Genomic DNA, 26,312 nt, shown 5'->3' with positions numbered 1-26,312 from the left:
AAACCCGTTACTGGGGCGTCTGCTCCATCGCCCAGAAGACGAGGTCGGTGATCGGCGGCTCGATGCCGAGGCGGCCCAGCTTTGAAGCAACCTGGCCGCGGTGGTAGGTCGCGTGGTTTGCGACGTGCCGGTAGACGGCCCAGAGGGGCGTCCGGCAGTCCTGGCCCGCGAAGTTGCGATAGGACCAGACCGAGTTGAGTTCCTCGGGCGTGACCGTGGCGAGCAGGCGGTCGAACGCGTCGTGCCCCTTCGCGAAGAGCTGCTCGACGTCGGAGACGCTCGCCACCTCGGCCTCGGTGGGCCGGCTCGTCACGACCTCTCCCGCGAGGCGCCTCGCCCAGATGTCGGTGGCCCCGGCCAGGTGGACGAGCGTCGATCGGATGGACGGCCAACCGGGGGCCGGTTCCTGGGCGTACTGCTCTGCCGAGAGCAGCCGCACCTTCTCCATGAGGCGTCGGTCGGCCCAGCGGTTGTAGGCGTAGAGTCCCAACAGGTCGTCGCGCATCTTCATCCCTCTCGATCGGGTCGGGTGTTCACCCCGCACCCGGGACGCGGTTCGGGTTCGTGAAGGTTTGACCCATTTCACGAGCCAGACGTTCGCGCCGGAATCCCTTGCGGAGCCCATCCAACCTGGCCTGTCGAGCTTTCGATGATCGCATGCCCACCGGGCATCGCCAATGGCTTTCCGGGCGCGAGCACGATGAGGGATCGACCGTTCCCGAGCGGGAAGATCCGGGAATGAGGGGCTGCGACGGAATGAAAGCGTGTGTGCCCCCCACGAGCGAGGGGGAGCACACGCGCCGGAGAGGTCCGCATTACTTAAGGGCGGAGTTTTCTTGGGTAAATGGCTTATTTATTTACATTATGAAATACGGGTGGCGTCGTCGCGTGGGCTCGACGATGCCGGGGGCGGTCTCGAGTCCGGGGCGTCGAGAGCGGGGCGGGTCCGTCTTCCGCTAGAGACGTGTGGTCGGGGGTGGTCCTTAATGGTTCTTGGTCCGAGGTCGCGTGGGCGTCCCGCCCGGCGAGACTCCGGACTCCCTGGCACGCCATGGCCAGCGAGGATCGACGACGGGCAAGCTCGCCGCCGAGAAGTCCCGTCTGCTGCCGACGGCTTCTACCGAGGAATGACCGCGAAGGCACGAATCCGTTACAGGCGATCGCGAAAAAAAAACGAGTATGGCGGATTCGGATCTGCCTCGATGGCAGAGCTGAGCCTAAATTATGGGACGAAAATGTGTCGAGGACGAAGCACACTCGAACTCTCGGCGTTCGTGGAGCCTCAGATCCACCTGGCGAGGGAAGCCTCGACGCCGCCGAGCTTCTTGCGGAGCCGGCTGAGCCGGACGCGCAGGGCGTCGGGATCGAGGCCCATCTCGCGGGCGGCCTCGGCCGTGGTGTGGCCCTGGAGGCGGAGCTCGACGACTCGCCGGTCGGTCGCGTCCAGGCGAACCATGTACTGGCGCAAGAGGTCTTTGTACTGGGCGTCGCGAGCGGGATCGTCCCCGGAGAGTTCGGTCGCTTCTCGGATGCGGAGCCGGACGGCCTCGTTCGCGAGCCGCTGCCGGCGGCCGAGCCGGCGGGCGTGCTGGGCGGCCTTGCGCTTGACCATGGTGAGCACCAGGGCCAGGAGCTGCGAGGGGGTGGAGATCTCGAACTTGTCGCGTCGGAGCCCGATCAGTATGTGGCGATGGATCGACTGGACCAGGTCCATCGAATCGACGTGCGGCCTCAAGAGCGGCCCGAGCAGCACCCTGGCCGCGACGCGCACCTCGGGTTCGTAGCGTTTCGCAAGTTCCGCCAGAGCCTGATCGTCCCCGTCTCGGGCCCGTTCGATGAGATCCGTGAACTCTTCGGAGGGGATCTTGTCGTTCATGGTCGTTTCGTCTCAAAGGACGCGGGACGGATGCGTTCGCGATCGCTCGGCCTCGTCGAGAAGGTGCTCCTGCCGGATTGCCGCTTTAATCACCGATATACGAGTGGGGAAAGTCTCATGCCTGGCATGTTTCGGATAATGCCGACCACGTCACGTTACGTTAATCCATACGAGCAGAGAAAGCTATTCCTTCATGTCGAGTGAAGCTGCAAGGGTGGTATCTTGGCTGTTTGCATGATTTGATGTGAGGTGGTGCCGGCCGGGTCGCTCCGCGTTGAGACGGGAGGACGTGATTTCGTGCCGGCCAGCCGCGGATGCGAGATCGAGAGGGCCGCCTTGTGGGAGGCCGCCCTCACGCCCGATTGGGATGTTGAGATTTGCCGACGCGTTGGATTGAGATATTCCCAAACTGCTTATGTGGAGTAAACTCGCTCCCAGCCCCGCGTCGGCCGCGCGGACCCCGAGCCCTCAATGAGACGCATCCGTGGAGCCAAGCCCCGATTTCCCCCCTCCCCTCGACGAACGCCGCCTGCGCGAGGCCTGCGCCCAGTTGATGCGCCGGATCGGCGAGGGGGAGGCGGTCCGCGCCGAGAAGGTCCTGGAGCAGCACCCCGAGATCGCCGGGGATGAGGACGCGGTCGTCGAGGTCATCTACTCCGAGCTCGTGGCCCGCGAGGAGCTGAAGCAGCGGATCGTCCCCGAGGAGTGGTACGCCCGGTTCCCGGCGCTCCGGGACCGGCTCCGGAAGCTGTTCGAGTTCCACGCCTTGATCCGGGATCAGCCCGGGCCGGCACCCGACTCCGAATCGCTCTCGGGACTCGACTCCGATTTCGTGCCCGGCCGATTGGGGCCCCTTCCTCCGGCGCCGATCGAGCTGATCGAGGAGATTGGCCGGGGCGGGATGGGGGTCGTGTACAAGGCCAGGCAGGTCTCCCTCGGGCGGGTCGTGGCCTTGAAGATGATCCTGGCCGGGAGCCATGCCGAGCCGAGCCAGAGGCGCCGGTTCGTGACCGAGGCCGAAGTGATCGCCCGGCTCCAGCACCCCAACATCCTCCAGATCCACGACGTGGGGGAGCGCGACGGCCTCCCCTGCCTGATCCTGGAATATGTCGAGGGCATGAACCTGGCCGAGTGGCAGAGGGAGAACCGCCCCGACCCGGCCTGGGCCGCGGGCCTGGTCGAGACCCTGGCCCTGGCGATCCACCACGCCCACCGCAAGGGGATCGTCCATCGCGACCTGAAGCCGGCGAACGTGCTGATCTCCCGGGACGGTAGCCCCAAGATCTCCGACTTCGGCCTGGCCAAGGTCATCACCGAGAACACCACGTCGTCGATCTCCAGGGGCACGATCCTGGGCACGCCCGGCTACATGGCCCCCGAACTCGTCGAGGGGGGCTCCGAGCGGATCGGCCCGGCGATCGACGTCTATGCCCTGGGCGCGATCCTCCACGAGCTGCTGGCGGGCGGGCCCCGCTTCTCGGGGACGTCGCCGCTCGAGGCGATGCGACGCATGCTCGACGAGCCCCCAAAAGCCCCCTCATCCCTTCGCGCCGGGGTCCCGCGGGACCTCGACACGATCTGCCTGAAGTGCCTCGAACGGTCGCCGGAGAAGCGATACGCGTCGGCGGCCGACCTGGCGGAGGACCTGCGACGCTTCCTCGATGGCGAGCCGATCCTCGCCAGGCCGATCCCCCGCTGGGAGCAGGCGTTGAAATGGGCGAGGCGCCGGCCTTCCGAGGCCTTGCTCGTCGGGTTCAGCGTCCTTGTCGTGCTGGGGGTCATGGGGGAGACCGCCTGGTCGAACGCCTGGCTACGCCGCCACGGCCAGGCACTCCAGGCCGCGCTCGAGCGAGCCGAGCGGAACGAGCGGAACGAGCATCTCGCCCGGCTCCAGCACTACGACCTGCAGATCCGGCTCGCCCAGAACGCCTGGGACTCGAAGCACGTCGAGCTGGCCCAGGAACTGCTGGAGGATCAGCCGCCGGAGAAAGCCGGGGTCGACCTCCGCGGGTTCGAGTGGTACTACCTCCATCGCGTCTGCCATCGCGAGATGGAGATACTCACGGGCCACTTCGCCCCCGTGAGTGTCCTGGCGATGTCGCCGGTCGCTCCGATCATCGCCACGGGGGACACGCAGGGACAGATCCTCCTGCAAAACTTCGTCACTGGGCAGGAGCGGCCGGTACGCGGGCAGCATGGGCTGAGGGTGGCCCAGCTCGCGTTCAGCCCCGACGGATCCGTGCTCGCCTCGGCCGGATACGATTGGAACAGGCCCGGCTTTGTGAAGCTCTGGGATGTTGCATCCGGCAAGGAACTCGTCACGCTCCCGGCGGTCGGCCTGTACGAGACTCTCCAGTTCTCGGACTCGGGGCGGACGCTCTTCGCGATGGAGAGCCCGGGCTACCAGGAGCCGTCTGCGCTACGGTTCTGGGATCTGTCGAAGGGGTTCGGCCGGCCCTCCCTCGCCAGCTCCTTGGAAGGCATCCGTAAGGTGGCCTGCTCGGGCGATCTCCGGACCCTCGCCGCCTATGACGGCGAGGGCAGGATCACGATCCGGGAGGTTGCCACGGGCAATGAGCTGAAAGCCTTATACCACAAGTATGAGAATGTTCAGGGTTTTGCCCTTTCCCATGATGGCACGCGACTCGCCCTCGGATTCGAGGACCGCCGCGTGATCGTCTGGGACCTGAAGGCCGATCGCGAGGGGCAGGTCTTCGCGGATCACGAGGGTGCCGTGGGTGAACTCGTCTTCTCGCCGGACGGGAAATACCTCGCGAGCGGCGAGGACCGGCGATTCCTCGCGATCCGCGACCTGGCGAGTCGCCGCAAGTGGTCCGCGAGGACGGAGAAGGACGGGATCCTGTACCACCTGGTTTTCTCGCCCGATGGGCGCTCGATCCTCTCGGGCGAGGAGTGGTGCTGCCGCCGCTGGGACGTGGCCACGGGCAAGCCGATTTCTCGCATGGAAGGCCTGGTCAAGACGCCGGCATTCAGTCGAGATGGCCAGACCGTCTTCACCTTGGGGACGTACCCCCGCGTCCGGGCCTGGCAGCTGTCACCCCCCGCGTTCCTCGACTCGCTCGACGGCCATGAAAGGGAGATCTGGGCCCTCGCCTTCTCTGCCGATGGCAAGACACTCCTCTCGGCGTCGGATGACAACTCCATCGCCGTCTGGGACCTGGCGACCGGCATGCGGCTCGGACAACTCTGGGGCCATAAGGCGACCGTGAGTTCTCTGGCGTTCTCCCCCGACGGTCGTTCGTTCGTCTCCTCCGACCTTGGGCATGAGATCAGGCTCTGGGACGTATCGCGAGGAGAGGAGTGGGCGACCTACCGGGCGACCTTTGTAGGCCACGGCGATCGCATCCGATCGGTCGTCTTCTCCCCCGACGGCAAGACCCTGGCCTCGGCGGGCAAGGATCAAACGGTGCGCCTCTGGGACGTGGCGTCCAAGAAGTGCCTCGCCACTTTGACGGAACACACGGATACGATGAAGGGGGTGGCGTTCTCCCCGGATGGCAAGCTCCTCGCCTCGGCGGGCGCCGACGGAAATATCCTCATCCGAAGCCCGGTCGACGGACGTGTCCTGCGCTCGTGGCAGGCCTCCGACAAGGTCACCTCGATTGCCTTCTCGCCCGACAGCAAGTGGCTGGCGACGGGGAGTGAGGATGGGACCGCCACGATCTGGAATCCGGCCGACAAGCATTCGGTCGCTATCTTGCGAGGGCATCACGACTTCGTCCTCGCCCTGGCCTTCTCGCCCGATGGGCAATCTCTCGCCACGGGGAGCAAGGACGGCACGGTCCGGCTCTGGGATCCGCTGACCGGCCACGAACGGCTCACGCTGCGAGGCCACGACTCGCAGGTCAACGCCGTGGCCTTCTCTCCCGACGGCCGGCTCCTGGTGTCGGGGGGGCACGACGGCTCGATCAGGCTCTGGGAAGCCCCTCGCGACGATCCGCACTGAGGCCCGTCATTTGGGCGGTGACGTATCCCGATCCAGCTTTTTGAGCAACTCGGACCAATCGGAGGCCGGGGCGACGGTCGCAGATTTGGCCGTCGGTACCGGGAGCTTCGAGAAGATCGTCGAGACCTTGTCGGCGTCCGGCTCGTAGACGTTCAACCGGGATCGCAGTAGCCGGTTCTCTTCCTCGAGGGCCATGACGCGTCGACCGAGCTCGCGCCGGAAATAGTTGTCGCGCATCCGCTCGTTGAAGTTGGGATCCGGCTTGAGCGAGAGCATGGGGCTATCGGGCTTGGGGGAGGCCTCCATCGCCGCCGGGCGGCTCGCGGAGAGGTTGAAGACCCCGATGGGGGTGCTGATCGAGCCGGAGACCTCGTAGGTGGCCTTGCCGTGCTGATCCACGATCAGGGTCACCGGCAACAGGACGGGCCGGAACGATACCGAGGTCGTCACCCCCTTGAGCGCCGAGGCCAGGCTCCCCTGATCCGCCTGGGTGGCCACCGGGCGATCCGACTGCGCGGCCGCCGGGGCCAGCAGGCCCAGGGCGACGAATCCTGCGGCGAGGAGTTTGGCGACGAATGGCTTCCCGGCGAATGCGTTCGAGGCCCACGTCATGTCGACGTCTCCTGTTCCAAATGAGGAGCCCTGGTCTCGAGGCGTCGGCTCGCAGGGGGGGACGGCGGGCGAATCACCTCGACTCCTGATTCGTCGCCCGCGATGAGATATTGCGTCGGAACGCGGACCCAATGCCCCAGGAAACGGCCCGATTCGGCCGGAACCCGTTGGCGGGGTTGGGGCCTGGGAGGAGGAAGTCGGGGTCGCTCTGGGATTCGAGGCGCGCTGGGCATACAATGGAGGCCTACGGGCGAAGGGTCGGCCATGGGACCTTGACCGGACCGAAGGGGGATGAGGCGTTGGGAGCCTCGACGACATGGATCGGTTGACTGTGCTCTGCTTCGGGGGGACGTACGGCCTGGCTCTCGCGAGCGAGCTGGCCCGGTACGTCGTGCGCAGCCAGGCGCGCTGGTACTGGTACCTCACCGTGGCCCTGACGGCCCTGGCCTGGATCGTGCAGACGGTGTATCTCGGGAATCTGGCCTGGGTCCAGCGCAAGATCCCGGTGACGACGAGCTTCGAGTCGCTGATCGTCCTCTCCTGGATCTTCGCCCTGATCGGCCTCTACCTGATGATCCGCTCCCCCAAGCCGATCGCGATCGGGGTGTTCGTCCTGCCGGTGGTCCTGGCCCTGCTCATCTCCGGCCGCTCGGCTTCCCGGCAAGCGGATTGGAGTTCGTGGGGGAACGTGGTAACCTTTTGGGGGATGGTCCATGGCCTGTTCCTGCTGGCCGGGGCCGTCTCGTCGTGCGTGGCCTTCGCCGCCGGGCTCATGTACCTGGCGCAATCCAACCGCCTGAAGCATAAACGCCCGCCTCGGTTCGGGTTCGCACTGCCGAGCCTCGAACATTCGGAGAAGTTGAACCGGGGAGCGATCACGGTCGCCTTCCCGCTCCTGACGTTTGGTCTCTTCATCGGGATAATCCTCAGCCTGGTCAAGCCCGAGCCGTCGGGAACGGCCCTCCACTGGACCGACCCCAAGGTCCTCAGCGCTCTGGTGATGTGGCTGGTCTTCGCGGTGTTGTTGCACGCCAGGTTCCGGCCGGCGATGCGAGGCCGGGGGGTGATGGTGCTGACGATCGTGGCCTTCGCATTCTTGGTCTTCACGTGGGTGGGGGTCGAAGCCCTGCGGCTCCCCACCGCGCACGGCATTTCGCGGACGGCCGGGAGGGCGTCGTGAAGCTGATCGCCATCGGCGTCGACCACCGCTCGGCCCCGGCCGCGGTGCGCGAGGCCCTCGCCTTCAACGACGCGAAAGGGGCCGGCGGCCTCGAGGCGCTCAAGGCGACCTACCCCGCCTCAGAGTTCGTGGTCCTCTCGACTTGCAATCGAGTGGAGGTCTACGCCGCCTCGGGCGACGCCCACGGCCTGCCCGGCTCCGACGACCTCTTGCGGTTCCTCTCCGCCTTCCACGGCCTGGCCGTCGAGACCTTCTCCGGCCACATCCGGAGCCACCGCGACGACGCGGCGATCTCGCACCTCTTCCGGGTCGCCGCCAGCCTCGAGAGCCTCGTCCTGGGCGAGGGGCAGATCCTCGGGCAGGTGAAGGACGCCTTCCGGCTCGCCAAGAAGCAGAACGCCGTCGGCCCGATCCTCCACAAGGTCTTCGACCACGCCATCCACGTCGGCAAGAAGGTCCGCGAAGAGACGGGGATGGACCAGGGGAAGCTCTCGGTCGCCAGCGTGGCCGTCGACGTGGCCAAGGGGGTATTCGACACCTTCGCCGACAAGACGATCCTCGTCATCGGCGCGGGGAAGATGGGGGACCTCACCCTCCAGCACCTCAAGGGGCTCAACCCCGGCCGGATCCTCGTGACCAACCGAGGCGCCGACCGTGCCGAGACCGCCGCGGCCAGGTGGGGGGGCCAGGTCGTCCCGTTCGACGAGCTTTACCTCGCGCTCAAGGAAGCGGATGTGGTCGTAAGCACGACGGCCGCCGTCGAGCCGATCGTCACCTACGACCAGTACGTCCGGGTCCAGCGGGCGAGGCGCAACCGCCTCGCCCTGATCCTCGACATCGCCATCCCGCGAGACTTCGACGCCAGGATCGGCGACCTCGAGCAGGTCCTCCTCTACACGGTCGACGACCTCCGGGCCCAGGCCGACGAGAATCGCAAGCAGCGGCAGAAGGGGATCGACCCCGCCATGGTCATCATCGAGCGCGCGACCGCCGAGTGCAGCGCCGCGCTGAGGCACCAGCGCTACGCCGGGGCCGTGCTCCGCCAACTCGGCGACCACGCCGACACGATGCGTCGCCGAGAGCTCGAGGCCCTCTTCGCCGCCAACCCCGACCTGACCCAGGAACAGCGCGAGGCCTTCGCCCACACGATGCTCCGTTTCCAGAACCAACTCCTCCACCAACCCCGCGCCACCCTCCGCTCCGCGGCCTCCGAGCCCGCCCACGAGCACCCCCATCCTCTGCTGAACGCCGTCCGCCACCTCTTCGGCCTGGCCGACGTCTGACGCCTTCTTGCCCAGAACCGCTTCCTTGACAAGGGGGGGACGCCCCCGCACAATCATCTTCGAGCGCGAGGCTGTTGCCGTACCACGACCCCGATCGTGGCTCTCCGACCGAATGGCCCACCCCGTGAAATGCCTTCCCCTCGAGCTCCGAGGCCGATGCTGCCGCCCCTCGATTCTGGCGGTCGGGCTGGCGTTCGCGCTCGCGTTCCTCGGGCTCGACGGCGTCGCGAGGGCCTCGGCGGAGGTCGACGCTTCCTGGAATCTCGACGCGAAGCCCGCCACCGGCGCGAGCCATCATTGCAAGTGCGGCGAGGCCTGCCGAGGGCCCGCTTGCTGTTGCTCGAAGCCGGCTCCCGCACGCTTTGCGACAACAACGGACGAGGCATCGACCCTTGAATCCGGGCCTTGCATCGGCGCGATCCCTTGCGGCGGTGAGGGATTGCCGGGTCCGAGCCCGAGTTGGCAGGCGGCGAAGTCGGCCTTACTCGCGATGCCGACAAAGCTGCGGCTCGACGCCCCGATAGCTCGGCTGCATGTCGGCTCGATGGTCCTTCCTCCCAGGATCCTCGCCCCTCGGCTCGACGACCCGCCCGAACTCCTGCCGACTCGCTGATCGAACGCGCCGGGACCTTCGGCGATGATTCGGTCATCCCCCCTACCGCCTCCCCCTTCTGCGTGCGCCCCGATCGTGGCCTTCGGCTCGTGGAGCGGAGGGTGCCGTCCGTCGATTACGAACGATGGACGCGGCCCCTTCCGATCCGGCGAAGTCAGGAACGCGGGATGATCGCGCCCTGATGTCATCACTCCTGGTTTTCCAGCACGAATACACACGTTTCCCATTCGAGGAGGGACGTCGATGACGCGTACGACGATCCTGGTCGTGGCGGTGGCGGGGCTGTCGGGCCTGGCGATTGGTTTCCTGGGGTTCGCCTCGCCGACGATGCTCGGGACGCCGACCGGGCCGCAGATCAAGAAGATGCAGAGGCCGGTGGTTCACGGTGACGTGCCGCCGACGCCCCCGGAATCGCCCCGGACCGAGTTCGCGCTCGGGGCCGATGACGTCTCCAACGATCGCGAGACCCCCGCGGTTGCCGTCGATGCGAAGGGGCGGGTGCTCCTCGCCTGGGCGATCCAGAAGGGGGAGAACACCCGCACGATCCAGCTCGCCCGCTCGAGCGACGGGGGCAAGACGTTCGACGGGCCGACCCCGCTCCGCGACGTGCCGATCTACAAGTTCACCTCCCAGGGCAAGGGGAAGGCGATGGCCTTCTCCACGCACGTCCTGCCCCGGCTCGTGGCCGTCGGCGATGAGATGTATCTCGCCTGGGTCGAGGCCATTAACGGCGGCCCCGAGGTGGTCGAGTTCCTCGCCCGCTCGAGCGACGGCGGCAGGACGTTCGGCGAGCCGACGAGGGTCCACGGCAAGGAAGCCTCCCGCCCCGGCTTCACGACCCTCTCCGCCGCGCCCGACGGGACCCTGCTGGCCGCCTGGCTCGACGGCCGTGCCAAGAAGGGGCAGCAGCCCTACTTCACGACGAAGCCGGCGGCCTCCGAAGGGTTCGAGGCCGATCGGCTCGTTTTCGCGGGGTCCGAGAGCAAGGGGATCTGCCCCTGCTGCGACCTCGCCACCCTGCGCCTGCCGGACGGGTCGGACCTCGTCGCCTTCCGCAACAGCGACGGCGGCCATCGCGATGTCTGGGTCGCCCGCGCCGCGAAGGGCTCCGAATTCGCGCCCCCGACGCCGCTCTCGCCCGACCGCTGGACGTTCGACGGCTGCCCGCACGACGGCCCTTCTTTGACCCTCGACGGCGACCAGGTCTACGCCGCCTGGATGAGCGCCCACTCGGGCAAGAACCAGGTCTACGCGGCGAAGGCCTCGGCCGGCGACCTCGCCTTCCGTCCCCTGCCCCTCGGGCATGAGACGGGCAGGACGCAGGGTCATCCCAAGCTCGCGCAGGCGGGCCCCGGGAAGGTCTACGCCGTCTGGGACGAGTCGCTCGACGCTGCTCCCGCCGCTTCCTCCACTCCCACCGCCAAGGGGGGCCACGAGGGTCATCAGCATGGTGCGGCCAGGACCGGGAGCGGCCGGGCCATCATGTTCGCCGAGGGGTCGAATAGCTTCAACTCGGCCTGGCCCGTCGCACCCAGGGAGGGGAGCTTCCAGTTGAACCCGGCCATCGCCATCAACAAGGAAGGGATGGTGCTGGTGGCCTGGAATGAGCTGGATTCCTCGGGCAAGCGCGTGGTCCTGGTCCTCCTCGACCCGGCGAAGGGGCGTTGATGCCGATGGACGTCGAACCGAATCCGACGAAGCCCGCAACCACGCCGACGCCCGATGCCCCGAGCCCGATCAAGCTCGGGGCGATGGCCCTCGGGTCGCTGCTCGTCTTCGGGGCGATCGGCTGGGGCCTGCGCGGGCTCCGGCAAGGGGGGGCGGCCGAGCCGGTCGAGACGGCCGTCGAGTCGTCCCATGCGCACGAGTCGCCCTCCCCGGCCCCGACGTTGAGTCGCGGCCGGCTCATCTTCCAGGTCCATTGCGCCCGCTGTCACGGGCCGGAGGGGCGCGGCGACGGGCCTGACTCGGCGACCTTGCGGCCTCCGCCACGCGACCTCCAGGGCGTCGCCTGGCGCATTCCCCCTTCGCGCGCGTCGATCCGCAATACGGTGGCCGAGGGCCTGCCCAACTCGATGATGCCCGCGCTCGCCGCATCGCTTTCGAAGGCCGAGATCGAATCGGTGGTCGACCACGTCCTGACGCTGGCCCCGAAGGCGTCGACCCCCGCCCCGGCGGGCCCGGCCGTCGACCTCACCCCTTGGCTTTCGAAGGCGGGTTTCGTGCCGAGCCCCACGGGCCGGGCCGCCCCGGCGTTCTCTGTCCAGGGTGCGGACGCGGGGGATACCGTGGCCCTCGAACGGCTGCGGGGCCGGTTCGTGGTCCTCGCCTTCTGGGGGACCCGCTGCGCCCCTTGCCTGGAGGAGCTCCCCCAGCTCCAGACGCTCGCGACCCGACGCTGGGATCAGGGGCTCTCGGTCGTCGCCGTCTGCGCCGACGAGGATGACCCGGCCGTTGTCAAGGAGGTCGCCGGCAAGGTCGCGCCGGGGCTGCCGGTCTACACCGACCCGACGGGCCTGGCCAAGCTCAATTACGACGTGCAGTCGCTTCCCTCCTGCATCCTGATCGACGCGAGCGGGAACCAACTGGGCCAGTCCACCGGTGCCTTGCACTGGTCGTCCCCCGAGGTGGAGGCTTTGCTCCACGCCGGGCTCGACGCGAGCGGCCAGGGCAAGACGGATCAGGACGCGGCTAAGGCGGCAAAATGAGGTGTCTGGGGGATTTCCGGCTCGAAGCGAGGCGGTGGCCGGCAGGCCGGTCGCGAGGGTCGCAGGGGGCTGCGGTCGCTTGCAAACGCCGGTGCGCACGTTAGAATGGGCCTCTTTGGTTTCGGGTCGTTCCGCATCCGTTGATCGACCGATCGGCCAATGACGACAAGACTTCGGGCCCTTCCCCCAGCACGTCGTATGTTTGATTCCTCGATCTGATGGATCGATTCTTCGCTTTTTGACATAGGCATAGGAGCATCCCTTCCGATGGCTGCCGCCACCACGACCACGAGCCGACACTTGAGCGCGACCGTGCTCTTGAGCAAGGGGCTGACCCCGGGCAAACTCCGCGGGCTGCAACGCATCAGCAACGCGAACGGGACGCTGACGATGTTGGCGCTCGATCAGAACAGCTCGATGATCGAGATGGCCAACAAGGCCTTGAAGGGCAAAGGGCTGGATCGCGAGCCGACCTACGAGGAGATCGTCGAGGCCAAGCTCGACATGATGCGGCAGATGGCCCCCGCCTCGTCGGGCGTCCTGATCGACGCCTACTATGGCGCCTGGTCGGCCATCGCCTCGGAGGCGGTCCCCGCCCACAAGGGATTGCTGATCCGCGTCGAGAAGTCGGGCAGCCCGAAGAACAAGGTCGGCGGCCCGATGGGCGAGTACGAGCCGGGCTGGAGCGTCGAGAAGATCAAGCTCCTCGGCGCCGACGCCGTCAAGCTCCTCGCGCCGTTCGAGCCTGGCGAGCCGATCTCGGCCGAGCACCAGCTCGCCTTCATCGAGGAAGTGGCGAACGACTGCCGCAAGAACGACATCCTCTTCCTGCTCGAGCCGGTCGCCTTCCCCTACAACGGCGAGAAGAAGACCGACGCCAGCTTCCTCGACCGCAAGGCCGAGACGACCATCGAGAGCGCCCGGCAGCTCAGCCGGTACTGCGACGTCTACAAGGCCGAGTTCCCCGGCACGCTCGGGCACGGCTCCGACGAGCAGCTCGTCGACAACCTGCACGCCCTGAGCGAGGCGAGCGTCCGCCCCTGGGTGCTCCTCTCCGCCGGCGTCGACTATCCCGACTACCTGAAGCAGGTCAAGATGGCGATGGAGTGCGGCTGCTCCGGCGTCCTCGGCGGCCGCGCCTTCTGGAAGGAATACTTCCTCCAGGAAGGCGAGGAAGCCAAGACCCAGTTCGCCGCCACGACCGGCCTGAAGCGCGTCGCCGATGTCGACGCCGTGGTCCAGGCCCAGGGCACCCCCTGGTTCGCCAAGTACGGCCTCTCGCGCGAGGATCTGCACAGCATCCGCGCCAGCGAAGGTTGGCACAACCGCTACGCCCCGCACGCCCAGGCGGCCGGCGGCTCGGGCGGCCACACCCTCCGCGCGGGCGAGGTCTACTGAGAATCGAAGCCCAACGACGCTCGGACGAAGGCCCGGGTGTTCTGCTGAGCTAACACGAATGGCCTGGGCTGCTCCTGCGAGCAGCCCAGGCCATTTTTGCTTTGAACCGACCGGCAGGCCGACGACCGGGACGGGCCGTCGGCGAGCCCGGCGATTACCGGCCGTTCATGCCTCGGCGTTCGATCGTGCTGTTGCCGGGCAGGACCAGCGGGGCACGGACCGGCTTCGGAGGGGTGATCCTGGATTCGGGCGCGGGGCCGGGGCGGACGCCCGATTTGGCGTCGACGAACTGGAACTCGCGGGCCCCGATGATCTGCGACTCGCCCGTCTTGCGGTTGAACTCGACGGCCTCGCCGTTGCCCGTCGAGACCGGCTGCCCCACGGTCTCCTGCCGGGTGATCACGACCTCGTGGTTCTCCAGCCCGTAGGCGTAGAAGAGTTCCTTGAGCGAGTCATAGGTGATCACGTCGGCCTGGATCGACTCGGTCTTCGTCCTGGCCTGGGCATCCTCCCAGGCGCGGAGGAAGTTCCTCGACGACCCGTCGCCGCTGGAGGAGGGCTCGCTGATCACGCGCATCGTCTGGGCGGTCAGGAACATGCCGTCGGCGGGCAGTTCGTCGAACTTCAAGGGCTGCGAGGTGTCTGTGACCTTCGCGTTGAGGGCCTGGACGTCGCCCCAGAAGTCGGCCCAGCGCATCTCGGTCTTGTCCGTGTCCTTGCCGGCCAGGTAACGCCCCTTCATGGCCTTGCTGAAGGAGACCTGGGTCAGCTTGAGCGGCGGGAGGTTCAGGCCCTTGTTGGCTTGCGCCTTGGGCTTGCCCTGCCCGCCGACGGTGTCGGGGGTGATCGGGTTGGTGGCGTGACCGATCACCGGGGTCTGCCGCCGGGCCCCCTGCCGGCCCGCGCCGGGGCCGGTCCCGGGATTGGCCGTCGGAGTGACCGGCACGCGGGCGACGCCCGCCCGTCCGCCGCCGAACATCCCGCCGGAGGTGTCCCCTTCGCCGTCGCGGTTCCAGAGGTAGACCTTGCCCGCGCTGTTGACGTAGAAGTTGCCCGAGAGCTTGTCGTAAGCGACCTTCTCCCCCTCGATGACCTGCTGCTGGACGACGTAGCGCTGGTCTTCGGGGTGGAGCTTGCGGGTGATGATGAGGACCTTCTCGAAGCAGCGGACCTCGGCGATCTGGGGCTTCGAATCGGCTTGCTTCGCCTTCTCCTGCTCCTGTTCGGCCTCGTCCTGCGGCTCGTTCGACTTCGGTTTCGCGGGCCTGGCCAGCTCGACGACCCGATCCATGTACGTTTCCATCACGTCGTCGCAGGAGAGGAAGGCATCCTCCATCGTGGCGCGGACCTTCTTGAAGAACTGCGCCTTGGCCACCGGCTCGCCCCTGGAGTTGGTCGACTTGCCGAAGAATCGCATCTCGTCATCCCATGAGATGGTCATCGGCTGCTTGACCTTCCCGGACTCGGCGACCTTCGCGTCCTTCTCGCCCGCCTTGGCCTTGCCGTTCTCCTTGGCGTCGGCCACGGGCTTGGCGCTGGTTCTGGTCTCAGGCTTCGCGTTGGGCTTGGCCTTGGCCTTCGGGTTCGCATCGGGCTGGTTGTCGAGGCCCTTCTCGCTGAAGAGGCCGCGGTCGGCCATCTGGGTGAGCGTGCCCCGGCCGATGACCCAGGCCCGGTCGGTCGACTGGTCGAGCCCGATGACGGGGCCGGTGATCTTCATCTCGTCAGTGGTGACGCTCGCGGCCGGCAAGAGGGCGATCTCGGCCTCGGCCATCTTGGCGTTCGGGTCGCGGTTGATGACGTTGACCTTCGACTTGTTGTTGCCGAGGTTCGTCAGGTCGAGGGCCTCGCCCTGGACGTCGATGCCGACCTGCTTATTCGCCGGGGGATCCTGGTGGAAGAGGACGTTGCCCCGGAGCCGGACCATCTTGACCTCGGCCGATCCTTGCTCGACCGCCGACTTGCCGGGCGCCGGCTTCTGGTTCGGGGCGCCGGGGCCGGGCTTGCTGTTCTGATGGATCAACGCCCAGACGCGATTCGCACGGACGACGATCTCGGGCTCGGGTTCCTGCGGGGGCGGTTCGGGCTCGTTGCCCGGCTTGGCCTCCTCGGCGGGCTTGTTCGGGTCGGCGGCCTTGGCGGTCGCCGTCGCGTTGGCCTTCGCCGGGGCGCCCTTGGTGGCCGGGCCGCCGGTCGAGGTCACCTTGCTCGGCGCATCGGATTCGAACTCGGCGTCGAGCCGGTCGCGGGCCGTCATGGTCTTGCCCGGCGACTTGAGATGGACATCGCCGATCGCGGTCAGCTTCTCGATCTGGAAGGCCTCGCCTTCGGGCTCGCCGGGGGCCTTGGGCTCCGCGGGGCCGAGCGGCTTGGGCTTCGGCCTGAGGACGATGAGGACCTCGTCGTTGGCGTCGAGCGTCGCCTGCTTGACGTCGATGAATTCGGGCTGGCCCTTGAGCTTGATGGTCTTCCTGACGGGCTTGCCGGGGGTGTCGTCGGTCTGCTGGACGAGGTAGTCCTGCCAGATCGCCGTGCGCTCGACCGGCTTGTCGCGCTGGGGTCGCGTCTCGAGGATGCCGGGGCCCCTGGCGACGATCGTCGCGTTGTCGCTCCCCGTGCCGTTCTCGAAGATGGTGGCGTCGACCGTCCTGATCGTGGTGACGGACGAGGTCTTCCCCTTCTCCGGGCCGTCCTTCACGAGGTCGACCTTGTCGATCCGGATCTTGCCGTTCTGGTCGGCCCAGAGGTAGGTGCTGTCGGGCTCCTGCGGCAGGAGCTTCTTGTGGATCAGGCCGTTGCAGCGCGCCGTGAACCCCTGGCTCTTGGACTGGAGCCAGACGGCATGGCCGGTCGCCTGGGCGACGCGGAGCGCCAGGCCGCCGCCGAGTTCTTCCGAGGCTCCATCGTCCCCCTTGGCCTCGCCCGACTTGGGGCCGGCTTCGCCCGCCTGCATCAGGGTGAGCGTGAGGTTGTCGGAGTTCAGCTGGTCGGGCGACTGCCCGGGCTTGACCTGGAGCACCACCACGTCCCTGGTGAAGTAGACCATCGTGGGCTGCGGCGGGGCCGGCGGCCCGACGAAGTTGGGGCGCTTCGGCCTGGGCTGGGGTAGCTCGACCCGCATCGGCCCGGCCGCCCGGAGGTCGATCATGGCCTTGCCCGGTGTGGCGTCGGCCTTCGAGTTCGGCTTGGTCGGCAGGAGACCGCCCGATTCCGAGTTCTTCAGGACGACGTGCGGGTTCTTGTGGAGGATGGCCGTCTCGGCGCCGTTGAACCCGGCGGTGCCGCCGACGGGGACCGACGCGTCCTTGGGCCGGAGCTTGATCTCGAGCCCGTAGCCCGTGATCTTGATGTTCTTCTCCTCGAGGACGACCTCCGACTCGCTCTTCACCTGGAGCGTCGGCTCGTCGTACTCGATGTAGGTCATGGGACCGATGACGAGGTCGTCTTCGAGCGTCGCCGGGGTCCCCTTGTCGTCCCGGATCCGGACGTCCCCCTCGATCTTGGCGTGGACGACCTGGAGCGGCGTCGCCTGCTGCTTACTCGAGGAGAGGCCGATCGGCTGGTTCAGGTCCACCACCGCGCGGTTGCTGGTGACGGTCTTCATCCCCCGGCCGTCCTGGGAGCTCCAGATCAGGGCGAAGGGGGTGAAGATGAGCTGCTTGCCGTCCTTGCTCTTCTCGTATTCCTTCGCATACATCCAGTAGCCGCGCTCGTGGTTGTAATAGCGATAGGTGAGCTGGTTGTCGGCCGCCCAGTGCCCAGGCCCGAACGCGTCGATGGCGTATTCGAGCGCCTGCTGTTCGTTCGAAGAGGGCTTCTTGACGAACTTATCCGACTTCGCGGCTTTCGCGGGCGTTAGGATGGAGGCCACGATCGCGAAGACCTGGACGTAGCCGGCGTAGGCCGCCAGCAGCACGCCGAAAGTCGTCACAATCTGAAGCGCTTTCTTGAACACGGGCATGATCCGTTGTTCGGGAAGAAGACCGTTCTTTAATATTCCATCCGCACGGCCCGAGGCGTCACAACCTAGGCCGGGGTTCGATATCGGGAGATGAGGCTTTCCCAGACACCCTGGTGTTTCAATAAGGTCTCGACGACCTCTCGGATTACCCCTCGGCCCCCGACGGCGCCGGCCACGAGATGGGCGGCCTCGCGCACTTCGGGGACGGCATCGGCCGGGCAGGCGGCCAGCCCGACGGCGTTAAGCACGGGCAAATCGGCAAGGTCATCGCCCACGTAGCAGACTTGATGAGCTTCGAGCCCGAGATCGGCAATTAGAGTACGGAACGGGCCGGCCTTCTGTGGGCTCCCCTGGATCACCGGGAAAATTCCCAGCTCCGCGGCCCGGTAGTTCACGGCCGAGGCCCTCCGCCCCGAGAGGATCGCCGACCTTTTGCCCGCCTGGTGCCAGAGGTCGAATGCACTCCCGTCCCTCACGTGGAAATGCTTGGTCTCCACACCCCGGTCGTCGACCGCGATGACGCCGTCGGTGAGGACGCCGTCCACGTCGACCAACAGTAATTCGACCGCCGAGCAGCGCGCGGCGAGGTCGGGGTTTGAGGCCATCTCGGGATCACTCCTCGAATTCGGCCGGCACGAGGCCGATCAGGTCCGTCAGGTCGATCAAGCCGACGAGGCGCCCGCCCCGATCGACCACCGGCAACTCGCTGATCTTCCGCGACTTGAGCGTCTCCACAGCCTCGGCGATCGTGGCCCCCACGACGATCCGGCGCGGATCCTGGCTCATCACCTCGCCGATCGGCCGGTCGAGGTCCGACTCCCCCTTCCGCTCGAAGAGGCGGGCGAGGTCGCTGTCTGTGAAGATGCCGAGCAAGGCCTGCTCCTGATCCTCGACCAGGATCGCCCCCGAGCGTCGCCTCGGCCCGGCGAGCCGCACGAAGACCTCGCGGATGGTCTCATCGGGACCCGCACGTCGGATCTGCTCGCCCGTCCTCATCACGTCCTCGACGCGGGTCAGCTTGCGCCCGAGGCTTCCGCCGGGGTGATAGACGGCGAAGTCCTCGGCCCGGAAGTCGCGCTTGCGGCTCACGAGCAGGGCGAGCGCATCGCCGACGGCCATCAACGCGGTCGTGCTCGCCGACGGGGCCAGGCCCAGCGGGCAGGCCTCCTCGATCGGCCCGAGCGCGACGCAGAGGTCGCTCGCCCGGCCGAGCGTGCTGCTGGCCCGCTCGGTGAGGGAGATGAGGGTGGCCCCGAGCTGACGGATCGCCGGGATCAGGCGCGTGACTTCCTCCGTCTCGCCGCTCTGCGAGAGGGCGAGCACCACGTCGCCGGTCCTGATCCGGCCGAGGTCGCCGTGGACGGCCTCCGCGGGGTGGAGCGGATAGGCCCGAGTCCCCGTCGACGCCAGGGTGGCCGCGAGCTTCTGGCCGACGAGCCCGGCCTTGCCCATCCCGGTGACGATGACGCCCCCCTGGCAGCGGAAGACCATCTCGGCCGCCTGCGCGATCGCCAGGTCGAGCCGGTCCCGCACGCGTAGGAGCGCGTCCGCCTCGATGCGGAGCACCTCACGGGCGAAGGCCAGGCCCTCGCGCTCGGACTCCAGCGCCAGGGGCGCCTCGGTGATCATCGCCATCGTTGGGCCTCCTTGCCCTACCCCGACACGCCGAGCCAAATCACCAGCCCAACGCCTCCGACGACTCTCGGGGGCCGCACCATAGCCCATCCCCTCAGACTCGTCAACGCGGGCACCATGCACTTCTCGCCCCTCCACTTCCACTACGTCGGGGCTCTTGCTCCCTTATTATCCAGTTTCGGCAATCCCCCGACTGTGAAATTGGTCCTTCCAGGGAAAATGGGAGGTATCCGGGGGCCGGAGTGACGGTTCGACGGCCTGGGGTATTTTCCGATCGGCGTCGCCTGATTCCAGGCATCCCCTTTTGTCACTTTGGCCGTGAATTCCGGGAGTTGCAAAGCCTTCGAACGGGCCGAGAGGCCCCACTCCACGCGCACTTGCATGCAGAGGACTTCATCCGGACGGCGATCTTCACTTTCCGAGAATCTCAACTAATTCGATTGAGATGATTAAAAATGCTCTTGCATTCTGGACTCGAGGAGCCGATGATTGGAGCCAGCGACGCCGAGGACCTGAGCCGAGGTAGCCGGCCGATCTCATCGGCGTCGCCGGGGAGCGATTTCTATGGCCAAATCGTGCATGTGTTGTTGTTGACCCTCCCACCTCTCCTTGCGTGAAGCGGCGAGGTCGGCCTGACCCCCGCTCGATACGCATCCTCATCGAAACACATCAGGAAGAGAACGCCCGGGCCGCATTGATCGGTCGTCGGGGTCGTTGGTCTCCGGCCACGCGAGCCAGGTTCGCGATCGGGTCGTCTTCGCTAGGTGCGGGGCCGGGCGATTGCGGTGCGCCCTCGAGTTGGCGCGGGCTCGACGAGGGGCCGGATCCATTCTCTTCGACATTCGAACACACGCCGACAAAGGGAGATGATTCCGATGAACACGCTCTATTCCTCCACGACGCGATGGGTTGCCACCCTGGCCCTGGCCTTCCCCGCCTTCTCCGCGGCGGCCGAGCCCGAGAAGCCGAAGCAGGCGGCGAATGCCCCGAATCCGCCTCGCCTGATCTCGCAGGAGAACCTCGAGAAGCGGCTCAACGACCCGACCATCAGGCTGATCGACGCCCGGTCGAAGGCCGATTACGACAAGGGGCACCTGCCCGGCGCGATCCGGGTCGACGTGAAGGCCTTGGAAAACCTCTTCAAGTCCGGGAACGTCGCCGACAAGTCGAGCTGGTCGCAGGCCCTGGCCTCGCTGGGGATCGAGCCGAACCACGAGGTCTACGTCTATGACGGGGCCCGTCAGCACGACTCGGCTCGGGCCTGGTGGCTGATCGGCTATGCCGGCGTCGACAACGTCGGCCTGGTCGACGGCGGCTTCGGCCTCTGGGAGAAATCCAAGCGGCCGACGACCTCCGAGGTGAAGGCCGTCGCCGCGAAGGAGTTCCCCGTCAAGTTCCACGAGCGCCGCGTCCTGGGCCGGGCCGACATCCAGGCGGCGGCGAAGGGCGAGGCCCTGCAACTGCTCGACGCCCGCTCGGCGGCCGAGTTCAAGGGGGAGAAGAAGCCGGCGAACGGCGGCCGCGCGGGGCACATCCCGGGCGCCCGGAACGTCGAGGCCTATGACCTCGTCGACGCCGACGGCCGCTTCCTCGAGAAAGACGCGATCCTCAAGAAGCTGGCGGAGGCCGGCATCGCCCACGACAAGCCGGTGATTTCCTACTCCAACGGCGCGGGCCGTGCGGCGGTGGCGACCTTCGCCCTGCGGAAGGCCGGCGTCCACGCCCGCGTCTACGTCCCCGGTCTCGCCGACTGGGCCAAGGACTCCAAGGCCGAGGTCGTGACCGGCATCAACGCCCCCTCACCGGCGCACTGAGTCGGTTCCGATCCTTGGCGGTGTCTCGACGCGACGGGGGCGGCACTCTGCCGTCCCCGTCAGTCGTTCGTTTTAGCGGCGACGAGGTTCTCCATCCGCACCGGCAGGATCGGCGGGCGGATCGAGTCGGCGGGCCACTGCTTGAGGAATGCGACGGCGGGCCCGCAGATCCGCCCCTGGCAAGGGCCCATGCCGCAACGCGTCTGGAGCTTCGCCTCGCGCGACGCATGGAACGGGGCGAGCTGCGCGAGCGTGACGTCCTCGCAGCGACAGATGATCGTCTCCGGTTGGGGGAGATTGCGCAACTCATCGCGAAGCGCGAACGCCCGCTCGAGTCTCGTCGCGAAGGCCCTGGCCTTCTCTCGCGTTGGGAAGAGGGCCTTCGCCTCGCCGAGCTTCTCCGCGGCGGCGAGCCCGGCGATTTCCCCTTCGAGCAGGGACTTCTCGACCCCCCCGATCCCCGTCGATTCGCCCGCGCAATAGATGCCTTCGACCGTCGTTCGCTGCCAGTCATCGACCGTCACGACGCCGCGGCCGACCTCGCAACCGAGCAACCTCGGTAGCTCGGTGTTGGGAACAAGACCGAAGCCGCAGCCAAGGTAGTCGCAGGGTTCATCCCAGGTGGTCTTGCCGTCGGTGAGCGTCACCGAGGCGAGCCGCCCTTCCCCCCGGGCCTCGACCGGCCAGCAGCCGAGGCGTTGCGGGATCCCCGCCAGCGTCCGCTTCAATCCAAGGGCCTGCACTAATTTGGACGGAGAGCCGACGAGACCGAGCCCGAACCCGACGACGCTCCCGAACGAAGCCTGCTCGGCGATGACCCGGACCTTCGCCCCCTTCTGCTTGAGGTTCGCGGCGACGGCCAGCAGCAGCGGCCCGCTCCCGGCGATGACGACCGAACGCCCCGCGATCGGCAGGCCCCCTTTGACGAGGGCCTGGAGCCCTCCCGCGGCCATGACGTTGGGCAAGGTCCAGCCGGGGAACGGCAGGAGCCGCTCCCTCGCCCCCGTCGCCAGGATCAGGCGATCGTAGGCGATCTCGAGGCGGCCGTCGTGCGTCTCGGCGCAAAGGCTCCCCGGGCCTGGCGCGGCGAAGACGCGGGCACCGGGGATGATCTCCACATCGGATTCGGACAGCCTGCGGAGCCAGGCGTCGGCCGGCTTGTGGCGGTCGGCCGAACCTTTGGCGGCCTCGCCACGCCAGATCTGCCCGCCTGGCGCCGGGTTCTCGTCGATGAGGAGGACTCTACCGCCGCCTCGCGAGGCCCCCAGCGCGGCCGCGATGCCGGCGGGACCGGCCCCCACGATCAGGATGTCGGCCTGGCGTTCACGGGGCATCGGTGCGGACCTCCATCCCGGGGGCACAGGGGGTCAGGCAGCCGAGTCGGTGCGGGACCCCGTCGATGGTGACGCGGCATTCGAAGCAGATTCCCATGCCGCAGACGGGGCCCCTCGGTTCGCCGGAGACCGAGCGCCGCGAGGCCGGGATCTCGGCGATCGCGAGTGCCGCGGCGACCATCGTGCCGTTCGGAACCTCAATGGGCCGGCCGTCGAGGGTGAGCCGGATCGTCGTCGATTCAGGCATGGATCACGCTCGTCCCCGCACGCGAGGGTAAGTAGGGCTCCCAGGGGATCTCCGGCGTCCGGCCCAGCACCTGATCGGCCAGGAGCCTGGCCGTCCCCAGCGAGGTTGTGATGCCGAGGCCCTCGTGGCCGGTCGCGAGGTGCAGCCCGTCGTGGCCGAGGCAAGGGCCGATCAGCGGGAGCTTATCCGGGGTCGCGGCCCGGAAGCCGGTCCACGTGCGGATTGCCGTGAGTTTCGCGAGGTTGGGCATGTATTCCAGGGCACGCTCGATCATCCGACCGAGCAAGGCCGGCTCGACCTCCGAGGTCTCGGCCCCGAACTGTCGCGACGAGCCGATGAGGACCTGGCCGTTCGGCCGTGGCTGGACGTTGAACGCGACCGAGTCGGCGTCGATGGCGTGGGCGCTCTTGAGGTAGCCGAGCTCGATGAGCTGATGCCGCACGAACCTGGGGTAACGGTCGGTGATGACGAGATGTCCCTTGCGTTTGCGGACCTCCCAGCCGGGCGTCAGGGTCGGGGCCCACGTCCCCGAGGCATTGACGGTCAGGCCCGCCGAGATCCATCGACCGTCGTCGAGCCCGACGCGCTTGCCACCAAGGTACGAGACTCGCGTGTTCTCGAGGACGACCGCCCCCTTCGCCATCGCCCGATCGAGCAGGAACCGGGCCACGCAAGGGGGATAGACGACGCCGTCGCCGGGCACCCGCAGGCCCCCCGCAAGCCCAGGGCGCAGGTTCGGCTCGGCTTCCGCCACGCCTTGCGCATCGATCACCTCGACGGCGACCCCCCTCGTCGCGAAGTAGTCGCGCTTGCGGCGGACTTCCTCCATCTCGTCATCGTCGGCCGCGACCCAGAGGGTGCCGCAGGGATGGTACTGGGCCTCGCGGGGGAGGTCGGGGATCAGGTCGTCCCAGAGTCTCTGCGAGTAGTTCGTCAGCGCGAACTGGGCGTCGGAGTCGTCCATCACGACGACGTGCCCCATGCCGGCGGCGGTCGCCCCGCCCCCGATCGCCGAGGGCTCGACCACCGCCACGCGGAGCCCCGCTTGGGCGAACTCGAAGGCGCAGGCGGCCCCGACGATCCCCGCGCCGGCGATAACCGCGTCGAAGGTCACGGTGTTCATCCCCGGATCCCCAGGCGGAACGGGTCGCGGTCGTCGAGGATCAGGGTGGCCTCGGCATTCACGAACGCCGAGCCGGTGATCGTCGGGAAGACCCGGCCCTCGACGACCTCCACCGACCCCCGGAAGACGCTGCCGATGATGCTCTCCTGGGTCCAGACTTCTCCTTCTTTCAGCTTCCCATCGGCCACGAGGCAGGCGAGCTTGGCGCTCGTGCCGGTGCCGCAAGGGGATCGGTCATACGCCTTCCCCGGGCAGAGCACGAAGCTGCGGCTGTCGCCGACCTTCGACGGCCCAAACAACTCGACGTGGTCGATCTCCTGCCCGTCGTCCCCGGCGATCCCATCTCGGACCAGCGCCTGCCGGATCCGCCACGAGACATCCGTCAGCGCATCGAGGTTGGCCAGGGTCAGATCCTGCCCGTGGTCGTTCACGAGGAAGAACCAGTTCCCCCCCCAGGCGACGTCGCCCGTGACGGTCCCGAGCCCCTCGACGTCGACCTTGACCCCCTTGCGGCTCCGGTAGCTGGCGACGTTCCGCACGCTGACCTCGCCCGAGGGGTGGAGCGTGGCCGCGACGACCCCCACCGGCGTCTCGATCCGATGCGTGCCCGGGTCGATCCGGCCGAGGTACGCGAGCGTGACCAGCAGGCCGATCGTCCCGTGCCCGCACATCCCGAGATACCCGACATTATTGAAGAAGATGACCCCCGCCGCGCACGTCGGGTCGGTCGGCTCGCAGAGCAAGGCCCCGACCATCGGGTCGGAGCCCCTCGGCTCGTTGACCACGGCCGACCGGAACGTGTCGTGCTGCGCCTTCAACTCCTTGAGCCGATCGGACAGCGAATCGGGGGCCAGCGTCGGCCCCCCCTCGATGACCACGCGCGTCGGCTCGCCCCCGGTGTGCGAGTCGATGACCCGGATGATCCTCCGATTCTGGCTCATGCTCGCGGTCCTCCGCCTTTGTCCCAAATCAAAGAGAGTTTTCGAAGTTGATCGGCCGCTCAGGGCGTCTCGACGACCACGCTCGGCTCCTCGACCGCGGTGCCGAGCCGGCTCCAGACCGCATAGACCGGGAGTCCGGCCAGGGCGATCGCGAAACCCATGCCCGAGGTCGTCGGCGCGAGGTAGACGAGGTCGACGATCAGCAAGGTGGCCAGGCCGATATACACGATCGCCGGCAGCGGGTAGAGGGGCGTCCGGAACGGGCGGGCAGCCCCCGGGGCCCTGCGCCTGAGGATCACGACCGTCCCCACCAGCAGTACATAGAAGAACAGGTCGACCGACACGAGATACTCGAGCAGTTGGTTGTACACGTTCCCGAAGGTCGTTGCGCCGGTCGCCGGGTCGGTCGTGACGGTCCGAGTTAATGCTAACAGAGACGCCCACGCCCCCTGCGCCAGGATCGCGAGGGCGGGCACGCGTCGGGCGTTCACCGTCCCGACCTGACGGAAGAAGAGGCCGTCGCGGGCCATCGCGTAGGAGACGCGGGCCCCGGCCAGCGTGCTGCCGTTGACGCAGCCGAAGGTCGAGACCAGGATCGCCGCCGCCATGGCGTACGCCCCCGCCGGCCCCAGGCAGGCCGCCAGCATCGCCGTCCCTACGCGGTCCTCGGGCGGATGCTGGATGCCCGAAAGCGGAAGCGTGACGATATACGCGACGTTGGCGAGTAAATAGAGCGTCACCACCGAGCCGCAGCCGACGACCAGCGCCCTGGGCAAAGTCCACTCGGGGTTCCTCGTCTCGGCACCGAGGAACGTGACGTTGTTCCAGGAGGTCTGCGAGAAGAGCGGGCCGATCATGGCTCGGCCCAGGACCATCGCCATCGCGAGTGGCCCGATGGCCCCGGCTGTCGGGAAAGTCCCCGGCGCCGGCTTCCACCACGACGAGGCCCAGGCCGCCGCCCCGGCATTCGATCGCAGCCCGACCGCAAGCCCGACGACGATCAAGGCGGCAAGCGCCAGGGTCTTGGCGATCGTCGACGGGTTCTGGATCCATCGCCCGACGCCCAGCCCTCGCGTGTTCGCCACCGCGAGCCCGAGGATCAGGGCGACCGCGAAGAGCTGCTCGGTCGTGAGGCTGATCGCATACCCGGTGTGGCCGACCGCGATCGGGGCGATCAGGACGTTCGAGGCCGAGACCCAGGGGACGAAGACGCCGAGGTACTTGGCGAAGGCCACCGAAACCGCCGCGATCGCCCCCGTCTGCACCACCAGGAAGAACGACCACCCGAAGAGGAACCCGACCGCCGGGCCATAAGCCTCGCGGAGGAAGACGTACTGCCCCCCTGCCCTCGGCATCATCGCCGTGACCTCGGCGCAGCAGAGCGAGCCCGAGACCGTCATCAGGCCGGTCAGGGCCCAGGCCGCCAGGAGCCATCCCGGCGACCCCACCAGCCTCGCCGACTCGGCCGGGGTCACGAAGATCCCCGAGCCGATCATCGACCCCATCACGATCATCGTGGCATCCAGGAACCCCAGCCCGCGCGCCAGTGGCGAGCCGGCCTGGTCGGTTCCCTTTGCGATCGAGCCTCCCATCGACAACACTCCCTGCAGGGATGAAGGG

At 67.8% G+C, this 26,312-nt stretch carries 19 protein-coding genes; 8 read left to right on the top strand and 11 right to left on the bottom strand.

The genetic code is table 11. The features are described 5' to 3' along the window. Positions 1–7: 7 nt before the first annotated feature. The gene (locus ACOYYX_RS37685; protein WP_422927791.1) at positions 8–511 is read right to left on the bottom strand and encodes a DinB family protein; all 504 of its coding nucleotides are present in this window, start codon (positions 509–511) and stop codon (positions 8–10) included. Between the two features lie 771 nt (positions 512–1,282). Next, a complete protein-coding gene (locus tag ACOYYX_RS37680; RefSeq protein WP_422927790.1) occupies positions 1,283–1,876 on the bottom strand; it encodes an RNA polymerase sigma factor in 594 nt (197 codons plus the stop codon). A 484-nt stretch (positions 1,877–2,360) separates the two neighbouring features. Here ACOYYX_RS37680 and ACOYYX_RS37675 point away from each other — a divergent pair, with 484 nt between their 5' ends. Further along, on the top strand, positions 2,361–5,843 hold the full coding sequence (locus ACOYYX_RS37675; protein WP_422927789.1) for a protein kinase domain-containing protein: 3,483 nt from the start codon (positions 2,361–2,363) through the stop codon (positions 5,841–5,843). Positions 5,844–5,849: 6 nt separating this feature from the next. Here ACOYYX_RS37675 and ACOYYX_RS37670 read toward each other — a convergent pair whose 3' ends face one another. Further along, the gene (locus ACOYYX_RS37670; protein ID WP_422927788.1) at positions 5,850–6,455 is read right to left on the bottom strand and encodes a hypothetical protein; all 606 of its coding nucleotides are present in this window, start codon (positions 6,453–6,455) and stop codon (positions 5,850–5,852) included. A gap of 316 nt (positions 6,456–6,771) precedes the next feature. Here ACOYYX_RS37670 and ACOYYX_RS37665 point away from each other — a divergent pair, with 316 nt between their 5' ends. The 6 genes from ACOYYX_RS37665 to ACOYYX_RS37640 all read left to right on the top strand — a co-directional run bounded on the left by ACOYYX_RS37665 (position 6,772) and on the right by ACOYYX_RS37640 (position 13,637). Further along, on the top strand, positions 6,772–7,635 hold the full coding sequence (locus ACOYYX_RS37665; RefSeq protein ID WP_422927787.1) for a cytochrome C assembly family protein: 864 nt from the start codon (positions 6,772–6,774) through the stop codon (positions 7,633–7,635). After that, positions 7,632–8,918: a glutamyl-tRNA reductase gene (gene hemA, locus ACOYYX_RS37660; RefSeq protein ID WP_422927786.1), complete on the top strand. Its 1,287-nt coding sequence runs from the start codon at positions 7,632–7,634 to the stop codon at positions 8,916–8,918. Before ACOYYX_RS37665 ends, hemA begins: the two co-directional genes overlap by 4 nt. 124 nt (positions 8,919–9,042) lie before the next feature. Continuing rightward, positions 9,043–9,531 carry a hypothetical protein gene (locus tag ACOYYX_RS37655; RefSeq protein ID WP_422927785.1) on the top strand — a complete coding sequence of 163 codons (489 nt, stop codon included), beginning with the start codon at positions 9,043–9,045 and terminating at the stop codon, positions 9,529–9,531. A gap of 243 nt (positions 9,532–9,774) precedes the next feature. Next, a complete protein-coding gene (locus ACOYYX_RS37650) occupies positions 9,775–11,199 on the top strand; it encodes an exo-alpha-sialidase (RefSeq protein ID WP_422927784.1) in 1,425 nt (474 codons plus the stop codon). 5 nt (positions 11,200–11,204) lie between these two features. Beyond that, a complete protein-coding gene (locus tag ACOYYX_RS37645) occupies positions 11,205–12,239 on the top strand; it encodes a redoxin family protein (RefSeq protein ID WP_422927783.1) in 1,035 nt (344 codons plus the stop codon). Between the two features lie 267 nt (positions 12,240–12,506). Then, positions 12,507–13,637 carry a tagatose 1,6-diphosphate aldolase gene (locus ACOYYX_RS37640; RefSeq protein WP_422927782.1) on the top strand — a complete coding sequence of 377 codons (1,131 nt, stop codon included), beginning with the start codon at positions 12,507–12,509 and terminating at the stop codon, positions 13,635–13,637. A gap of 154 nt (positions 13,638–13,791) precedes the next feature. On the opposite strand, the gene ACOYYX_RS37635 is transcribed toward ACOYYX_RS37640, so the two are convergent. The 3 genes from ACOYYX_RS37635 to ACOYYX_RS37625 form a co-directional block, all read right to left on the bottom strand. Beyond that, positions 13,792–17,598: a hypothetical protein gene (locus tag ACOYYX_RS37635; protein WP_422927781.1), complete on the bottom strand. Its 3,807-nt coding sequence runs from the start codon at positions 17,596–17,598 to the stop codon at positions 13,792–13,794. Positions 17,599–17,663: 65 nt separating this feature from the next. Beyond that, positions 17,664–18,203, bottom strand: a complete 540-nt coding sequence (locus ACOYYX_RS37630) for a KdsC family phosphatase (protein WP_422927780.1) — start codon at positions 18,201–18,203, stop codon at positions 17,664–17,666. 7 nt (positions 18,204–18,210) lie between these two features. Next, entirely contained in the window at positions 18,211–19,233 is a 1,023-nt protein-coding gene (locus tag ACOYYX_RS37625; protein WP_422927779.1) for a KpsF/GutQ family sugar-phosphate isomerase, read from the bottom strand. 875 nt (positions 19,234–20,108) lie between these two features. Between ACOYYX_RS37625 and ACOYYX_RS37620 the strand changes: the two genes are divergently transcribed. Further along, entirely contained in the window at positions 20,109–21,047 is a 939-nt protein-coding gene (locus ACOYYX_RS37620; RefSeq protein ID WP_422927778.1) for a sulfurtransferase, read from the top strand. 59 nt (positions 21,048–21,106) lie between these two features. On the opposite strand, the gene ACOYYX_RS37615 is transcribed toward ACOYYX_RS37620, so the two are convergent. The 5 genes from ACOYYX_RS37615 to ACOYYX_RS37595 are packed head-to-tail and all read right to left on the bottom strand — an operon-like array spanning position 21,107 to position 26,284. Next, positions 21,107–22,381, bottom strand: a complete 1,275-nt coding sequence (locus ACOYYX_RS37615; RefSeq protein ID WP_422927777.1) for an FAD-dependent oxidoreductase — start codon at positions 22,379–22,381, stop codon at positions 21,107–21,109. Next, on the bottom strand, positions 22,371–22,628 hold the full coding sequence (locus ACOYYX_RS37610; protein WP_422927776.1) for a (2Fe-2S)-binding protein: 258 nt from the start codon (positions 22,626–22,628) through the stop codon (positions 22,371–22,373). The genes ACOYYX_RS37615 and ACOYYX_RS37610 overlap by 11 nt, the downstream gene beginning before the upstream one ends. Then, the gene (locus ACOYYX_RS37605; RefSeq protein WP_422927775.1) at positions 22,621–23,751 is read right to left on the bottom strand and encodes an NAD(P)/FAD-dependent oxidoreductase; all 1,131 of its coding nucleotides are present in this window, start codon (positions 23,749–23,751) and stop codon (positions 22,621–22,623) included. Before ACOYYX_RS37605 ends, ACOYYX_RS37610 begins: the two co-directional genes overlap by 8 nt. Further along, on the bottom strand, positions 23,748–24,692 hold the full coding sequence (locus ACOYYX_RS37600; protein ID WP_422927774.1) for a 4-hydroxyproline epimerase: 945 nt from the start codon (positions 24,690–24,692) through the stop codon (positions 23,748–23,750). The genes ACOYYX_RS37605 and ACOYYX_RS37600 overlap by 4 nt, the downstream gene beginning before the upstream one ends. Before the next feature lie 59 nt (positions 24,693–24,751). Beyond that, entirely contained in the window at positions 24,752–26,284 is a 1,533-nt protein-coding gene (locus ACOYYX_RS37595; RefSeq protein WP_422927773.1) for an APC family permease, read from the bottom strand. Positions 26,285–26,312: the final 28 nt, after the last annotated feature.

The sequence above is a fragment of the Singulisphaera chitinilytica genome (genome assembly GCF_049331405.1).
In the GTDB taxonomy this organism is placed as follows: Bacteria; Planctomycetota; Planctomycetia; order Isosphaerales; family Isosphaeraceae; genus PoT.
The sequence above is the reverse complement of the archived record's forward strand: the minus strand, read 5'-3'. Positions and strand labels throughout refer to the sequence as shown.

Bases quoted from the DNA above. Each gene is read 5' to 3' on its own strand.
- ACOYYX_RS37615 (WP_422927777.1), bottom strand. From the start codon at position 22,381: ATGCCCCGTGAACGCCAGGCCGACATCCTGATCGTGGGGGCCGGTCCC.
- ACOYYX_RS37625 (WP_422927779.1), bottom strand. From the start codon at position 19,233: ATGGCGATGATCACCGAGGCGCCCCTGGCGCTGGAGTCCGAGCGCGAG.
- ACOYYX_RS37645 (WP_422927783.1), top strand. From the start codon at position 11,205: ATGGACGTCGAACCGAATCCGACGAAGCCCGCAACCACGCCGACGCCC.
- ACOYYX_RS37600 (WP_422927774.1), bottom strand. From the start codon at position 24,692: ATGAGCCAGAATCGGAGGATCATCCGGGTCATCGACTCGCACACCGGG.
- ACOYYX_RS37685 (WP_422927791.1), bottom strand. From the start codon at position 511: ATGAAGATGCGCGACGACCTGTTGGGACTCTACGCCTACAACCGCTGG.
- ACOYYX_RS37595 (WP_422927773.1), bottom strand. From the start codon at position 26,284: ATGGGAGGCTCGATCGCAAAGGGAACCGACCAGGCCGGCTCGCCACTG.
- ACOYYX_RS37635 (WP_422927781.1), bottom strand. From the start codon at position 17,598: ATGCCCGTGTTCAAGAAAGCGCTTCAGATTGTGACGACTTTCGGCGTG.
- ACOYYX_RS37640 (WP_422927782.1), top strand. From the start codon at position 12,507: ATGGCTGCCGCCACCACGACCACGAGCCGACACTTGAGCGCGACCGTG.
- ACOYYX_RS37605 (WP_422927775.1), bottom strand. From the start codon at position 23,751: ATGAACACCGTGACCTTCGACGCGGTTATCGCCGGCGCGGGGATCGTC.
- ACOYYX_RS37670 (WP_422927788.1), bottom strand. From the start codon at position 6,455: ATGACGTGGGCCTCGAACGCATTCGCCGGGAAGCCATTCGTCGCCAAA.
- ACOYYX_RS37665 (WP_422927787.1), top strand. From the start codon at position 6,772: ATGGATCGGTTGACTGTGCTCTGCTTCGGGGGGACGTACGGCCTGGCT.
- ACOYYX_RS37680 (WP_422927790.1), bottom strand. From the start codon at position 1,876: ATGAACGACAAGATCCCCTCCGAAGAGTTCACGGATCTCATCGAACGG.
- ACOYYX_RS37650 (WP_422927784.1), top strand. From the start codon at position 9,775: ATGACGCGTACGACGATCCTGGTCGTGGCGGTGGCGGGGCTGTCGGGC.
- ACOYYX_RS37620 (WP_422927778.1), top strand. From the start codon at position 20,109: ATGAACACGCTCTATTCCTCCACGACGCGATGGGTTGCCACCCTGGCC.
- ACOYYX_RS37610 (WP_422927776.1), bottom strand. From the start codon at position 22,628: ATGCCTGAATCGACGACGATCCGGCTCACCCTCGACGGCCGGCCCATT.
- ACOYYX_RS37630 (WP_422927780.1), bottom strand. From the start codon at position 18,203: ATGGCCTCAAACCCCGACCTCGCCGCGCGCTGCTCGGCGGTCGAATTA.